Raw genomic sequence first — 14,652 nt, 5'->3', positions numbered from 1 at the left:
GTGGGGTGTCAGCCGTCTAAGGCTATGTCTTCACCTAGTTTACGGGGGCCAGGTCGGACCCCGTGCCGGCGGTCGACGTGACCCGGTTCAATGGAGCCATGGGACAGGACGACAAAGTGGCCAGCGCGACCCTCGACGTCGCCGCGCCAGCGAACCGGATCTTCGAGTTGATCGCCGACCCGGCCCAGCAGCCGCGGTGGGACGGCAACGACAACCTCGCCGAGGCGGCCGAGGGGCAACGCGTGCACGGCGTCGGGGACGTGTTCCTGATGACCATCAGTCAGGGCGGCGTCCGGGAGAACCACGTCGAGGAGTTCGAGGAGGGCAGGCTCATCGCCTGGCGACCGTCGGAGCCTGGCTCGCCACCACCCGGGCACCTGTGGCGCTGGGAGCTGACGCCCGTGGACGACGCGCACACCCGCGTCACCCACACCTACGACTGGTCGCGGCTGAGCGACGAGAAGCGCATGGTGCGCGCCCGCGCCACCGGTGAGGACGCGCTGATGTCCTCGCTGAGGGGGCTGGCGACGCTCGCCGAAGGGGCCTGAGGTCAGCGGTTCGCCGCGAACGCGCGTAGCGCGTCGACCTGGGCGGGATCCAGCGACGGCCGCACGGTGGCCCTGGCCTTCGCGACGTCGTCGGCCGTGACGTCCGCCGCGTCGATCGACCGCCGCATCGCGGTCAGTGCCGACTCCCGAAGCAGCGCAACGCAATCGGCGGCACTGTAACCGTCGAGGGTGTCGGCGAGTTGGTCGAGGTTCACGTCGGCGCTCAACGGAATGTTCTTGCCGGCGGTGCGCAGGATGTCCCGCCGCGCGTCGGCGTTCGGCGGTTCGACGAACACCGACTTCTCCAGCCGGCCCGGCCGCAACAGGGCGGGGTCGATCAGGTCGGGTCGGTTGGTCGCCCCGAGGACGACGACCTCGCGCAGCGGATTGATGCCGTCGAGCTCGGTGAGCAGGGCGGCCACCACGCGGTCGGTGACGCCGGAGTCGAAGCTCTGCCCGCGCCGCGGCGCCAAGGCGTCGATTTCGTCGAGGAACACCAGCGACGGTGCGGAATCCCGTGCGCGCCGGAACAATTCACGGACCGCCTTCTCCGAGGACCCAACCCACTTGTCCATCAGCTCGGCGCCCTTGACCGCGTGTACCGACAGTCGGCCGCTGCTGGCCAGCGCCCGGACGACGAACGTCTTGCCGCATCCCGGCGGCCCGTAGAGCAGGACGCCGCGCGGCGGTTCGACGCCGAGACGTTCGAAGGTGTCGGGGTGCTGCAGCGGCCAGAGCACCGCCTCGGTGAGGGCCTGCTTGGTCTCGACCATGTCGCCGACGTCCTCGAGGGTGACCGAGCCGACCGCGACCTCCTCGGTGGCCGACCGCGACAGCGGCCGGATCACCGACAGTGCGCCGGTCAGGTCGTCCTGCGTCAGCGCCGGTGTCTGGCCGTCGGAACTGGCGCGGGCGGCCGCCCGCAGTGCGGCCTCGCGTACCACCGCGGCGAGGTCGACGACGACGAAACCCGGTGTGCGCTCGCCGATCTCGTCGAGCGCGAGATCCTTGGCCGGTACGCCGCGCAGGAGCACGTCGAGAAGCGCCTTGCGCGTCGCCCCGTCGGGCAGGCTCAGCCCCAGCTCGCGGTCGCACAGGTCGGGTGCCCGCAACCTGGCGTCCACGGCGTCCGGCACCGCCGACGTCGCGACGAACGCCACCCCCGGCGTGGCCACCGCGGCCCGCAGCTCGGTCAGGATCAGGGTCGCGACGGGCTCGGGCGGCCGGTCCGCCGAGCCGGGTAGCAGGGCGTCGACGTCGGTGACGAGCAGGACGCCGCCCCCGTCGCGAAGGGTGGCCACCGCCGACGACACCCGCGACAGCCGGTCCTCGGCGCGCAACGCCCCAACCTCGGGGCCGTCGAGTTCGACGAGGCGGCGTCCGGCGCAGACCGCACGCACCAGGGTGCTCTTGCCCACGCCGGCGGGACCGGAGACGAGGACCCCGAGATGAGGCTTTGCGCCCAGGCTTTGGAGCAGTTCCGGTTGGTCGAGGGAAAGCTTCAACCACTCCGCGAGCCGGCCGGCCTGCGTGTGCGCGCCCCGGAGATCGTCGACCGACACCGGGGGAGCGGCCGTCGGCTCGCGGGTGGCTTCGGCGACGGTGTGCGCGCCCGTGGGGGAGTCGGTCGTCAGCGTGGTGCCGTCACCCCAGGCCACCACCGAGTTCGGCTGCACGCTGACCGGGCCGGCGGGGTCGACGCCCGTCACCGTCAGCAGCTCCGAGGTCCAGGTGATGCCGACCGAGGACGTCAGGGCCGACGACGCCTGCGACGTCGACGTGCCGGGGCCGAGGTCGCGCGGCAGCAGCGAGACCGTGTCGCCGACCGTCATCACCTTGCCGAGCAACGCCAGCCGCAGGGTGGCCGACGAGATGGACTGGGTGGCCAGCTTGGATCCGCTCACGGTCACCGACCGCGCACCGTAGACCGTCGCAGGGGCGACCAGCACGATGCTGTTCTCGCGCAGCCCGGCGTTGGACAGCGTGACGTCGTCGAGGAGGGCGGTGCCCGCCGGGATGTCGGGCCCGGTCACGCCCACCACGGCCGAGGTGGTGCGCGCGCCGGTCAACGACACCGCGTCCCACTCCCGGATGCCCAGCGCGGCGAGCGCCTCGGGATGCAACCGGACGACACCGCGGCGCGAGTCGGTCGCCGAGGTGTTCAGTCGGGCCGTCAGGGAAAGGCGACCCCGTGGCTCGTCGAATGCGTCGGTCACGAGATCGGTCACCGGCTAACCCCGCGAGCCGGGCTTGCGCAGCCCGAGGCGAGCCACCGAGCGCCGATCCGGCGCTGCCCGCCGCGCCGCGCGGCGAACCGCCCTGCGCTGCTGTGGCTTGGCGTCCCAGGCTTCGGGGCGGGCGGCCACCCAGCGCTGGCTGCGGATGGTGAACGGCATGAGGCACACGTACCCGACGATGATCAGCAACACCAGCACGTACGGAAACAGCAGCAGCCCGGCGGCGCCGGCAGCCACCAGGATCAGCAGGATCGGCGCGGCGTTCTCGGGCACCGAGATGGCCTTCAACGCCAGCGTCGGGACCCTGCTGACCAGCAGTGCCGCGTTCGCGGCCAACCAGGCGCAGACGAACCAGTGCGACGTCCACCACCCGTGGCCGAACTGCATGTATGCAACCAACGGACCGATCGCCCCGACCGCGCCGCACGGCGCGGGCATGCCCGTGAAGAACTCGCGGGTGTACGCGGGGCGGGTGTCGTCGTCCAGCAGCGCGTTGAAGCGGGCCAGCCGCAACACCACGCAGACGGCGTACAGCAGCACGAAGATCCAGCCGAGCTGGGAGTTCGGCAGCAGCGTCAGGTACACGACCAACGCCGGTGCCACGCCGAAGTTCACCGCGTCGGCCAGGGAGTCGATCTCCGCGCCCATTCGCGACTGGGCGTTCAGCGCACGGGCGATGCCGCCGTCGATGCCGTCGAGGATGGCTGCGGCCCCGATCAGGGCCAGCGAGATCCACGGCTTCTCGTCGAGGGCGAACTTGATGGACGTCAGCCCCGCGCAGATCGCCAGAACCGTCGTCGCGCTGGGCAGGATGCGGAGACCGCGGGCGGGCTGGCCCTTGGGACGGCTCACACCAGCTCCGCGAGGACCGTTTCGCCGCCGATGGCCCGTTGGCCCAACTCGACCATCAGCCGGGAGCCCTCGGGGACGTAGGTGTCCAAGCGCGAGCCGAAGCGGATCAGACCGTAGGTCTCACCGAGGGCCACCTTGTCCCGCGGGTGGACCGAGCAGACGATGCGACGCGCGATGAGGCCGGCGATCTGGACGGCGGCCACGTCGACGCCCTCGGCGGTGCGGAACCACACCGCGTTGCACTCGTTGACCTCGCTCGCGGTGTCCTTGTCCGCCGACTGGAACTGACCGGGCCGGTACTTGACGGTGACCACCTCACCCGCGACAGGCGCCCGCTGCACGTGGGCGTCGAAGATCGACAGGAAGATGCTGATCCTGGTCATCGGCACGTCGGGCATGCCGAGCTCGGCGGGCGGACGGACCCCCTCGATCAGGGTGACCAGCCCGTCGGCGGGGGCGACGACCACGCCCGGCCGCGTGGGCGGCACGCGCGGCGGGTGCCGGAAGAACAGCGCACACGCGCCCGCGGTGGTCAGGCCCGCGTTGCGGAGCCACCGGTGCTTGAGACCGGCGGCGGCCACTCCCAACCCGCCTGCGATGAACGGCAGGCCGGCGGTGTGAATCGGGGGGACGGTGGATCTGACCAGCTCAACGAAACGGGAGATCTCGGACTCGTTGGCGGCATCGGCGGGTCGCGCGGGTCTGGCCATGGGCTTGCGATTCTACGGGGTCAGGTCAGGTCCCATACCTGCACCGGTGATCCGGCGGGCAGTTCGGCGACGTCCTCGCCGATCTCCAGCAGGCAGTCCGCCGAGGCCAGCCAGCGCAGATGATGAGACGCGGGTGGTCCGTAGGTGGTGACTTCTTCGCCGCCGGCCCCGAGCACGCCCCTGCGGAACTGCCGTCGTCCCGGCGGCGACGTCAGCGCCTCGGTCAGAGTCACCGAGAGGTGCGGCCGGTGCGGATGGGGCAACCCCATCGCCGCGCGCAACGGCGCGCGGATGAAGACCTCGAACGACACCAGGGCGCTGACGGGGTTGCCGGGCAGCGTGACGATCGGCGTGCCCCAGACGACGCCCGAGCCCTGCGGCATGCCCGGTTGCATCGCGACCTTCACGAACTCGACCTCGTCGGCCAGGGAATCCTTGACCACCTCGTAGGCCCCCGCGCTGACACCGCCGGTGGTGATCACCAGATCGGCGTCGCGCGCGTGCTTCCGTAGTTCGGCGCGGAACGCCTCGACGTCGTCCTCGGACATCGACGACGTCACCACGTCGGCTCCGGCGTCGCGGACCGCGGCCGCGAGCATGACGGCATTGGACTCGTAGATCTGGCCGGGCCGAAGCGGGGTGCCGGGAGCCACCAGCTCCGAACCCGTCGACATCACCAGGACGCGTTGGCGCGGAACGACTCTCAGCGAGCCCAACCCGAGTGCGGCGGCGAGCCCGAGGGCGGCCGGGCTGAGCACCTGGCCGGCGTGCAGCACCGTCGTGCCCGGGGTGACGTCCTCGCCCGCGTGCCGGACGTGCTGGCCCGGCCGCACGCTGGCGCGGATCGACACGGTCTCCGTGGAGCCGTCGGTGGCCTCGACCGGGACGACCGCCGTCGCCCCCGCGGGCAGCGGTGCACCCGTCATGATGCGGTGCGCGGTGCCGGGTTGCAGCGTCAACGAGTCGGTGCGGCCGGCCGGAATGTCCTCGGCGACAACCAATTTCACCGGTCGGTCCGCGGTGGCCTCGGCGACGTCCTCGGCGACGACGGCGTAGCCGTCCATCGCCGAGTTGTCGAAACCAGGAAGCGCGAGCGGCGCCACGACGTCCGCGGCCAGGACGAGGCCGAGCGCGTCACCGATGACGACGTCGACCGGGGCGCGCGGTGTGATCAGGCCTGCGACGACCCGCTGGTGCTCGTCGACGGACCTCATACGGGATACGTGACGCCGGTGAGCTGCTCGGACACCGTCCACAGGCGACCCTGGACGTCCTGGTCGTGGGACTGCTTGCTCGACTCGACGCGCTTCGGATGGCCGCGCAGTTCGCGGATGCCGTCGGGCCCGTAGTACTCGGCGCCCCGCACGCCGGGGTCGGTGGCCGCCCGCAGCGTGGCGAGCGCGCCGACCTCCGCGCTGTTGGTGACCAGACCGGCCAGCGCACTGAAGCCGGGCAGCCTGGAACCTGGGACGTGCCGCATCAGTTCGGTGTTGGAGATGCCGGGGTGCGCCGCCACGGCGATGGTGTGCTCGTCGCGCGCCGCCAGCCTGCGGTTGAGTTCGTAGGTGAACATCAGATTCGCCAGCTTCGACTGACCGTAGGCGGCAACGCGGTTGTACTTGCGCTCCCACTGCAGATCGTCGAAGTGGATGGCGGCCTGGATGGTGTGCGCGATGCTCGCGACCGCCACCACGCGGGACCCCTCGACGGGGAGCAGGTTCTCCAGCAGCAGGCCGGTCAGGGCGAACGGCCCGAGGTGGTTGGTGCCGAACTGAAGCTCGAAACCGTCGGCGGTCACCTGCTTCGGCGGGTACATCACCCCGGCGTTGTTGATCAGCAGGTCGATGCGCGGGTAGGCGCTCTTGAGCTCGTCGGCCGCCGTTCGCACCGAGGTCAGCGAGCCCACGTCGAGCGGCTGCACGGTGACGTCGGCCCGCGGCACCCGACCGTGCAGTCGGGCCGCCGCGGCCTTGCCCTTCTCGACGTCGCGGACCGCCATCACGACGTGCGCGCCGCGGGTCGCCAGGACCAGCGCCGTCTCATAGCCCAGCCCCGTGTTGGAGCCGGTGACGACGGCGACGCGGCCGCTCTGATCGGGTACGTCGGCGGCCGTCCACGTGCTGTTGGGGCTCATGGGCACGACCATACTGGGCGGCGGCGATACTCAAGGGTGATGGTGACACTCGCCGACCCCGCCAACCCGCCGAGCCGAAGGGCGCCACTGGTGTGGGCGCTCGCGGCGGCCATCCCGTGGGCGGTGCTCGCGGTGGCGCAGGTGGTGTGGTTCGTCCTCGACCGGCGGAGCCCGGGCTGGACGCACACCGTCGCGGCCGCCGTCACCGTGGTCGGCGTGGTGACGTTCGTGGTGGTGGCCCCGCTGTGGCGCTACCGCGTGCACCGGTGGGACGTCTCCGTGGACGTGCCGACGCCCGCGGTCTTCACCAGGACCGGCTGGCTGGTGCAGGAGCGCCGCATCGCGCCGATCTCCCGGGTGCAGACCGTCGACGTCCACCGCGGCCCCCTCGACCGAATCTTCGGACTGGCCAACGTCACCGTGACGACCGCGTCGTCGGCGGGGGCGGTGCGCATCGTCGCGCTGGACTCCGACGTCGCCGACCGGATCGTCGCGCAGTTGACCGACGTCGCCGCGATCGGGGACCGGGACGCCACGTGACGGCTCCGGAGATTCAGTGGCGCAGGCTCAGCCCGCGAATGCTTCTCGTCCACCCCGCGCACGAGCTGCTGCGACAACTACCCCTGTTGATCGGATCGGTGGTGCTCGGGTCGGCCACGGGCAACCAGACGTGGTCGGTCGCGGTGCTGGTGCTGCTGATCGTCTTCGGCCTGGCGCGCTGGTTCACCACCACCTACCGCATCGACGACGAGCAGATCCAGCGCCGGGAGGGCGTGTTGCAGCGCACGGTGACGTCGTTGCCGCGCAATAGGATTCGGTCGGTGTCGACCGACGCCCGGCTGCTGCACCGACTGCTCGGGTTGACGGTGGTCTCGGTGAGCACGGGCCGGGAGGTCACCGGGGACGCGGAGTTCACCCTCGACGCGATTAGGTCGAGCGACGTGCCAGGGTTGCGGGCGATCCTGCTGGCCGACTCGCTGGCCGTCGAGTCCGGGGAGCCACGCGACCGGGTGATCGCCCGGTGGCAGCCGTCGTGGCTGCGCTACAGCCCACTGAGCTTCACCGGCCTCGCGATGATCGTCGCCGGCGTCGGTCTGGTGTATCAGACGGGCGCGGCTGTGGCGCTTCAGGATTCGACACTGGCTCGCCAAGGGGTCGACGCCGCGGAGCGGTTCGGCGTGGTCGTCACCGTGGCGGTCGCCGTCGTGGTGGTGCTGCTGGGATCGGTGGTGCTGTCCGTCGCGCGGTCGCTGGTGACGTTCGGCAACCTGGTGTTGTCGCGGCGTGACGACCACGGCGGGGCGGGCGTCCTGCACCTGGAGCACGGATTGCTGCGAGCGCGCGAGAGCACCTTCGACATGCGCAGGCTGCGCGGCGGCACGATTCGCCAACCCCTGCTCGTGCGGGTGTTCGGCGGCGCTCGGCTGGACGCGGTGATGACCGGCGTCAACGGATCGGGCGAGGCGTCACTGCTGCTGCCGCCGTGTCCGGCGGACACGGTCCGGGGCGTGCTCACCGAGCTGATCGGGCGTCCCGACGTCGTCGGCGGTGAGCTGCACGGCCACGGCCCGACGGCGACTCGCAGACGCTGGACGCGGGCCCTGGCACTTCCGCTGGTGCTGGGCGTCGCACTGGCCGGGGCCACGTTCGTCGTCGCGATTCCACCGGTGGCGTGGTTGGGGTGGGTGGTCGCGACGGCGGTGGCCGCGCTGCTGGCCGCCGATCGTGCGCGAGCGCTGGGGCACCGCAGCGGCGACGGCTGGCTGGTCGCGCGGGCCGGCAGCCTCGAGCGACGCCGCGACTGCATCGCGGCCGACGGCATCATCGGCTGGACCGTGCGTCAGACGTTCTTTCAGCGGCGCGCGGGCGTGGCAACGTTGGTGGCGGCGACCGCCGCGGGGGTGAAGGGCTACCGGGTGCTCGACGTTCCCGCCGAGCTGGCGTGGTCGGTGGCGGCGTCGGCGTCACCATGGCTCGTCGAGAATGACTGGGCTCACCATGGACGGGGCCCGAGTTGCGCTGACACGTTTGCCGTTTAACCTCGGCACCATGGCTATCGGTGGAGTGCTCTTCGACATCGACGGCGTTCTGGTGACGTCCTGGGAGCCCATCGCCGGTGCGGCGGACACGCTGCGCGTGCTCGCCGACCACCAGATCGCCCGGACCTACCTCACCAACACCACCACCAAGACCCGCGCGCAGATCGCCACACTGCTGTCCGACGCCGGGATGGAGGTCAGCGCCGACGAGGTGATCACCGCGGCCGTGCTGACCGCCAACTACGTCCGGGACCGCTATCCGGGGGCGAGGTGCTTCCTGGTCAACAGCGGCCAGATCGCCGAGGACATGCACGGCGTGGACGTCGCCTACCCACACCAGGTGTCCGGGTCCGACGGCGACACCCCGGACGTGGTCCTGCTCGGTGGCGCGGGGTCGGAGTACGACCACGTCACGCTGAGTCGGGTCTACGACTGGATGGCCAAGGGCGTTCCCGTCGTGGCGATGCACCGCAGCACGGCGTGGAACACCACCGAGGGGTTGCGCGTCGACACCGGGATGTACCTCATCGGCATGGAGCAGACGTCGGGGCGCAAGGCCACCGCCGTCGGCAAGCCCGCGCCGGAGGGCTTCCTCGCCGCGGCCGGCAGGCTCGGTGTCGAACCGGAGGAGATGTACGTCGTCGGAGACGACCTCAACAACGACGTCCTCGCCGGGCAGGTCGTCGGCATGACCGGCGTGCTGGTGCGCACCGGCAAGTTCCGGCAGGACACGTTGGATCGTTGGGCCGCAGACGAATTCGCCATGCAGCCCAACCACGTCATCGACTCGATCGCCGATCTGCCGGAGCTGCTCGGCCTGTAGACGCGGGTGCCCACCGCGTCAAGATCAACCGTTTGGATGACGTTTCGCTCTCCCGTGGCTGGTTGGTTGAACGCAGGCCACCCGGGGGGTGTGGCCCCGACATGGGGAGCGGCGCGATGGGTAGACGTGGAGAACATGCGGTAGTCCTCGGCGCGAGCATGGGCGGGCTGCTTGCCGCGCGCGTGCTGAGCGACTTCTACGACCGGGTGTCGGTGGTGGAACGCGACGAGCTGACCGATCAGGCGGTGCCGAGACGCGGCGTTCCGCAGAGCCGGCAACCCCACGTGCTGATGTCTCGCTGCGGCGAGATCGTCGAGGAGTTGTTTCCGGGCCTGCTCGACGAACTCGTCGCCGACGGTGCGCACTGCTGGAACGACGGCGACCTGTCGCGATTCCACGTCTTCTTCGGCGGGCACCTGGTCACGCGCACCGGCTCTATTCCGTCGCCCGGCTCGTTGATCACCCACCACGCCAGCCGGCCGTTCATCGAATGTCACGTCCGGCGTCGGTTGCGGCGCATCCCGAACGTCGCGATTCTCGACCGTCACGACATCGTCGACCTCGCCGCGTCCGACGGCCGGGTCACGGGCGTCCTGCTGCACCGCCACGCGGACCGCCAGGCGGTGAACCTCGACGCGGACGTGACCGTCGACGCGACGGGTCGCGGATCTCGTACGCCCGTCGTTCTACAGCGGCTCGGCTACGGCCGACCCGAGGAACGGGAACTGCCCGTACACGTCACGTATTCCAGTGTGCCGGTTCGCATTCCGGACGGGGTACTGCGGGAACACACCTTCGCCCGGTTGTTCGAGCCGGGGCGTCCCCACGGATTCGTGATGTTCCGCGCGGAGGGCGAGAGGTGGATCCTCGGCGCCGGCACGCTCGGATCGGTCGACCCGCCGACCACCCAGGCCGAGATCGTGGACTTCGGCGCCGACTGGGCGCCCCCGCATGCGCTGGCAGCGGCCCGGGCGGCCGAGCCGCTGGGCGAGGTGTGCATGCACCGGTTCCCCGCCAACCGGTGGCGACGCTACGACAGGATGGCACGGACGCCCGAGGGCTTGCTGGTCCTCGGCGACGCGGTGAGCAGCTTCAACCCGATCTACGGGCAAGGCATGACGATGGCGTCGATGGAGGCGCTGGTCCTGCGCGACTGCCTACGTCACGGCGACGTGGACCTGCCGCGACGCTTTCACCGCGCGTCGGCGAAGAAGATCCGGGTGGCGTGGCAGACGGCGGTCGGCTCGGACCTCGCGTTGCCGGAGATCCCCGGTCCGCGAACGATGACGGCGCGAATCACCAATGCGTACGTGGGTCGGGTTCTCGCGGCCGCGGAATCGGATCCGTTCGTCGCCCAGGAGTTCTTGCGGGTGACCGGAATGCTGACCACGCCAGCGCGACTCCTGAGGCCGGACTTCGTCGCCCACGTCGCGCGGGCGTCCCGTCGGCAGCGGGTGCATCCGGTACTGGCGGCGACCCGATGACTCAGGGGGTGACCGTGAGCAACAACCTGACCAGCTCCGCCTGCCGGTGCGTGCCCGTCTTGGCGAAGACGCGCTGAAGATGGGTCTTGACCGTCGCGAGCGACAAGGTCAACTCGTCGGAGATGGGCCTGAGTCCGTCGCCGCGAAGGACGCGCAGCGCCACCTCGGCCTCTGCCCGGGTCAACCCGAACAGACGGATCAACATGTCCCGGTGTGGTTCGGCCTGCCGCTCCGGGTCGACGACGATCACCAGCGCCCGGGGTTGACGACGGTCGGGTGGCACCGACGTGAAGGGGACGACGTGGATGACGTAGGGGCGCAGTTCCGTGCGAGGGCACAGCAGGGAGTTGCCGTGACGAGCCTGGGAGTCGTTGCCGCCGAGCGCATCTGCGATGCAGCGCTGAAGACGTGCGTCGACCGAGGGCAGGCCCAGCCCGATGCGGCCCCACCGCACCACGGGCCCGTCTCCGACCGCGACAATGGCCTCGGCGGCACGGTTGGCGTAGGTGACGGCGGAGGACGGACCGACCACGAAGACCCCGTGCCGCATGCCGTCGACGGCCTCGGCGGCGTCCTGGGCGCTGTGCACCAACCCGGTGAGGTATTCCTGGGTGCGCAGCGCTTGCTGCAGGTGGGGGACGAGGGCGTTGACGAGGTCGACCCGTTCGGGGGAGGCGAAGGGATCATCCTGCTTTGGTGAGGCGACCAGGAAGCACGTCGGCTGCGGGCCGTCGGTGAGTCGCACGAAGAGACCGTCGTCCATGTGGTGCGGCCGCATCCAGTCGCAGTTGAACTCCGACCGTGGGTTGAGCGCGATGAGGGCAACGCCCGTGTGGGTCGCGCCCACGGGTCCGTGTTCGACGGCGTCGAGGACATAGTCGCACTCGCGGTAGTACTCGAGGTACGTGTCGCGGGCCTCGGGCGCCAGATTGGCGCTCTTGATGTCGCGACTTCCGTTCCCGGCAATGACCAGCGCAGCGGCGCTGACGCCACCCATGCTGGCCCGCACGGCCGCCATCGCGTCGTTCCAGTGGTCCGGCGTGACGGCGGCGTCGTGAATCGCCGAGACCAGGCGCGAGTACTCGTCGAGCGTCACCAAAGTGCCCATCGCAACCCCTTGCTGCGTGCGCCCAGCCGTCACCAACCCCATCCGGGGTCGGCTTCATGATCAAGTGAGACTCGTGCCGACCGGGCTGTCAAGGTGTTTATGGGTCCCGGCTACAGCCTCTCGACGTCCAGTCGGGTCTCGTGGACCCCGTCCGAGGACTTTCTGGTCACGAAGTAGGTTGCCGCGGAGTCGTTTTCGGCGAACGAGCCGGCGTATTCGGTGCCGCGGTACCACACGCCCGCCCCGTCGTCGGTCGCGTACCCGGCGTCGAGGATGCCGTCGGCGACCAACCTCTGAAATAGCGGGCGCCGCTGGGGTTCCGAGTCGTAGTGCACGCCATTGGCGAATGGCACCAACGCGAGGCCGTCGGTGACCGGACGCAGTTGGGGGCCAAAGGAGTCGGTGGTGCCGCCGGTGTGCCAGCAGATCGATCCGGCGGACACCCCGGTCAGCACGACTCCCGCCAGCCACGCCGCCCGCATCGCCCGATCCACGCCGTGCAGGCGCCACAGTGCCAGCAGTGCGGCGACGCTGCCGCCGTAGACCCACACGACGTCCTGCTGCAGCAGATGCCCCTCGACGTCGTCGACGTTCGGCATCGGCACCAGAGACACGTGGCTCGCGGTGAACCCGCGCACCTGGGCGGCGGCGTAGAGGTCGTGCAGCACCACGGGGTTGTCGCCCTGGGCGGTGGCGAGGAAGCAGATTCGGGGCGCGCGACCCGTCACCCCGGCCAGGTCGACCGCCTTCTCGGTGAGGGGGCTGAATTCGTAGCGCGTTCGCACGCCACCGCGGAGGCCGCCGCTGGTGGCCAGAATGGTCGGGCTGTCGGCTGCCATGTCGTCAGACCCTAGGCCCGAAGCGAACGGACCGCCTCGATGCGCGCCGTGATCTGGTCGGAGTTGGCCGCCGCCAACACCGGTCCGCCGCAGATCCGTCGCAGTTCGTTGTGAATCCAGCCGTGCGGCTTGCCGGTGCGGTGATGGGCGAGGGTCACGAGCGCGTTGAGTTCACGACGCAGATCGCGCAACTGGCCGTGGGTCGTGGACCGCACCGGGACGGTGCCGCCGGCGGCCGTCCGCTTGTCCAGTTGCTCTTCCTGCCTGCGCCGCAACAGATCTCGCATCTGCGCGGAGTCCAACAGGCCCGGGATGCCGAGGTAGTCGGCCTCCTCGTCGCTGCCCGAGGGCGTCGCCGTGCCGAACGACGAGCCGTCGAAGATGACCTGATCCAATTCGGCGTCGGCGCCGAGCATCTCGAAGCCGTTGTCCAGCTCGCTCGGCTCGTTCCTCTGCTTCTCTTCGTACTCCTCGTCCCACTCGTCGCCCTGGGACTCGCGGTGTGGCTTGCCGAGCACGTGGTTGCGCTGCGCTTCCATCTCGCTGGCCAGCTGCAACAGGTTGGGCACCGACGGCAGGAAGATGCTCGCGGTCTCGCCGGGGCGGCGGGAACGCACGAAGCGGCCGATGGCCTGGGCGAAGAACAGCGGAGTCGACGCGCTGGTGGCGTACACGCCGACCGTCAGCCGGGGCACATCGACGCCCTCCGACACCATGCGCACCGCGACCAGCCAGCGGCTGGTGCCTTGGGAGTACGCCGTGATGCGATCCGAGGAGCCGGGGTCGTCGGAGAGCACCACCGTCGGCGCCTCACCGGTGATCGTGGTGAGCAACGCGGCGTAGGCCCTGGCCGCCGTCTGGTCCGAGGCGATGATCATGCCGCCGGCGTCTGGCACGTGCTGGCGCTTCTGCTGGAGTCGCTTGTCGGCGGCGGCGATCACCGCGGGCATCCACTCGCCCGCCGGGTTCAAAACGGTGCGCCACGCGCGGGCGGTCTGTTCGGCGTTGAGCGGTTCGCCGAGCCGGGCGGAGTGTTCCTCGCCCGCGCTGTCGCGCCATCGCGATTCACCCGAGTAGGCCAGGAAGACCACCGGCCGCACCACGCCGTCGGCCAGCGCGTCGGCGTAGCCGTAGACGTGGTCGGCGCTCGAGCGCTCCAGCCCGTCGGGACCGCGCTCGTAGCTGACGAACGGGATGGGGCTGTCGTCGCTGCGGAACGGCGTGCCGGTCAGCGACAGCCTGCGCGTCGCGTCGTCGAACGCCTCGCGGATCGCCTCGCCCCAGCTCTTGGCGTCACCGCCGTGGTGGATCTCGTCGAACACGACGAGGGTCTTGCGGTTCTCGGTGCGCACCCGGTGGCGTCCCGGGTGGCTGGCCACCTGGGCATAGGTGACGACCACGCCGTGGTACTCGTCGGAGTTCTGCGCGGAGCTGTTGCTGAACTTCGGGTCCAGCGAGATGCCGAGCGCGGCGGCCGACTTCGCCCACTGGATCTTGAGGTGCTCGGTGGGCACCACGATCGTGATGCGTTCGACGGTGCCGTCGCCGAGCAGTTCCCCGGCAATGCGTAGCGCAAAGGTCGTCTTGCCTGCGCCAGGGGTCGCCACGGCCAGGAAGTCCCGCGGCGCGGCCGTCAGGTACTTCACCATGGCCCGACGTTGCCAGCCCCGCAACGCCTGGGTGCTGGGCGCTGCATAACCCTGCACCCGGAGCCTCCTCACTGATCGAAGGGCAGTCTAGGGCAAGGGGTTCCGCGTTCGCATTCCCGCAGGGCGTGTCCCTTGCTGGCGCCTGCGTGTCCCGGCCGCGCACGCGCCGGGCGGGCGTTCAGGGATTTGCCACCTCGCTGGCATCGACGGCCCAGGGTGCCCGCCTACG

The 14,652-nt window shown here is 70.6% G+C and carries 13 protein-coding genes; 5 read left to right on the top strand and 8 right to left on the bottom strand.

Annotated features, from left to right (window positions below):
• Positions 1 to 98 precede the first annotated feature (98 nt).
• Complete coding sequence (locus tag H7J06_RS04925; RefSeq protein ID WP_264037493.1) at positions 99 to 548, top strand: SRPBCC family protein; 450 nt, start codon at positions 99 to 101, stop codon at positions 546 to 548.
• 2 nt (positions 549 to 550) lie between these two features.
• Here the strand turns inward: H7J06_RS04925 and H7J06_RS04920 are convergent, their stop codons facing one another.
• From H7J06_RS04920 to H7J06_RS04900, 5 genes are read right to left on the bottom strand one after another with little or no spacing between them, the layout of a single operon-like run.
• Positions 551 to 2,776: an AAA family ATPase gene (locus H7J06_RS04920; RefSeq protein ID WP_308205706.1), complete on the bottom strand. Its 2,226-nt coding sequence runs from the start codon at positions 2,774 to 2,776 to the stop codon at positions 551 to 553.
• Positions 2,777 to 2,779: 3 nt separating this feature from the next.
• Positions 2,780 to 3,637, bottom strand: coding sequence for a CDP-alcohol phosphatidyltransferase family protein (locus H7J06_RS04915; protein ID WP_264037492.1), 858 nt, complete (start codon positions 3,635 to 3,637; stop codon positions 2,780 to 2,782).
• Positions 3,634 to 4,347, bottom strand: coding sequence for a phosphatidylserine decarboxylase (locus H7J06_RS04910; RefSeq protein ID WP_264037490.1), 714 nt, complete (start codon positions 4,345 to 4,347; stop codon positions 3,634 to 3,636). Before H7J06_RS04910 ends, H7J06_RS04915 begins: the two co-directional genes overlap by 4 nt.
• Before the next feature lie 20 nt (positions 4,348 to 4,367).
• Entirely contained in the window at positions 4,368 to 5,561 is a 1,194-nt protein-coding gene (gene moeA / locus H7J06_RS04905; RefSeq protein WP_264037489.1) for a molybdopterin molybdotransferase MoeA, read from the bottom strand.
• Positions 5,558 to 6,481 (bottom strand): SDR family NAD(P)-dependent oxidoreductase, encoded by a 924-nt coding sequence (locus tag H7J06_RS04900; RefSeq protein ID WP_264037488.1) that lies wholly within the window; start codon positions 6,479 to 6,481, stop codon positions 5,558 to 5,560. Before H7J06_RS04900 ends, moeA begins: the two co-directional genes overlap by 4 nt.
• A gap of 42 nt (positions 6,482 to 6,523) precedes the next feature.
• Here H7J06_RS04900 and H7J06_RS04895 point away from each other — a divergent pair, with 42 nt between their 5' ends.
• The 4 genes from H7J06_RS04895 to H7J06_RS04880 all read left to right on the top strand — a co-directional run bounded on the left by H7J06_RS04895 (position 6,524) and on the right by H7J06_RS04880 (position 10,827).
• Complete coding sequence (locus H7J06_RS04895; RefSeq protein WP_264037574.1) at positions 6,524 to 7,021, top strand: PH domain-containing protein; 498 nt, start codon at positions 6,524 to 6,526, stop codon at positions 7,019 to 7,021.
• Positions 7,022 to 7,059: 38 nt separating this feature from the next.
• A complete protein-coding gene (locus H7J06_RS04890) occupies positions 7,060 to 8,520 on the top strand; it encodes a PH domain-containing protein (RefSeq protein WP_264037573.1) in 1,461 nt (486 codons plus the stop codon).
• Positions 8,521 to 8,530: 10 nt separating this feature from the next.
• Entirely contained in the window at positions 8,531 to 9,343 is an 813-nt protein-coding gene (locus H7J06_RS04885) for an HAD-IIA family hydrolase (protein ID WP_264037487.1), read from the top strand.
• A gap of 116 nt (positions 9,344 to 9,459) precedes the next feature.
• Entirely contained in the window at positions 9,460 to 10,827 is a 1,368-nt protein-coding gene (locus tag H7J06_RS04880; protein WP_264037486.1) for an FAD-dependent oxidoreductase, read from the top strand.
• A gap of 1 nt (position 10,828) precedes the next feature.
• Here H7J06_RS04880 and H7J06_RS04875 read toward each other — a convergent pair whose 3' ends face one another.
• From H7J06_RS04875 to H7J06_RS04865, 3 genes are all read right to left on the bottom strand, one after another.
• Positions 10,829 to 11,935: a helix-turn-helix transcriptional regulator gene (locus H7J06_RS04875; protein ID WP_264037485.1), complete on the bottom strand. Its 1,107-nt coding sequence runs from the start codon at positions 11,933 to 11,935 to the stop codon at positions 10,829 to 10,831.
• 110 nt (positions 11,936 to 12,045) lie between these two features.
• Positions 12,046 to 12,774: a Type 1 glutamine amidotransferase-like domain-containing protein gene (locus tag H7J06_RS04870; RefSeq protein ID WP_264037483.1), complete on the bottom strand. Its 729-nt coding sequence runs from the start codon at positions 12,772 to 12,774 to the stop codon at positions 12,046 to 12,048.
• Positions 12,775 to 12,785: 11 nt separating this feature from the next.
• Positions 12,786 to 14,480, bottom strand: coding sequence for a DEAD/DEAH box helicase (locus H7J06_RS04865; RefSeq protein WP_264037481.1), 1,695 nt, complete (start codon positions 14,478 to 14,480; stop codon positions 12,786 to 12,788).
• Between the last annotated feature and the right edge of the window lie 172 nt (positions 14,481 to 14,652).

Source organism: Mycolicibacterium hodleri (assembly GCF_025822245.1).
GTDB lineage: Bacteria > Actinomycetota > Actinomycetes > Mycobacteriales > Mycobacteriaceae > Mycobacterium > Mycobacterium hodleri.
This window is presented reverse-complemented; position numbering and strand designations above follow the sequence as displayed.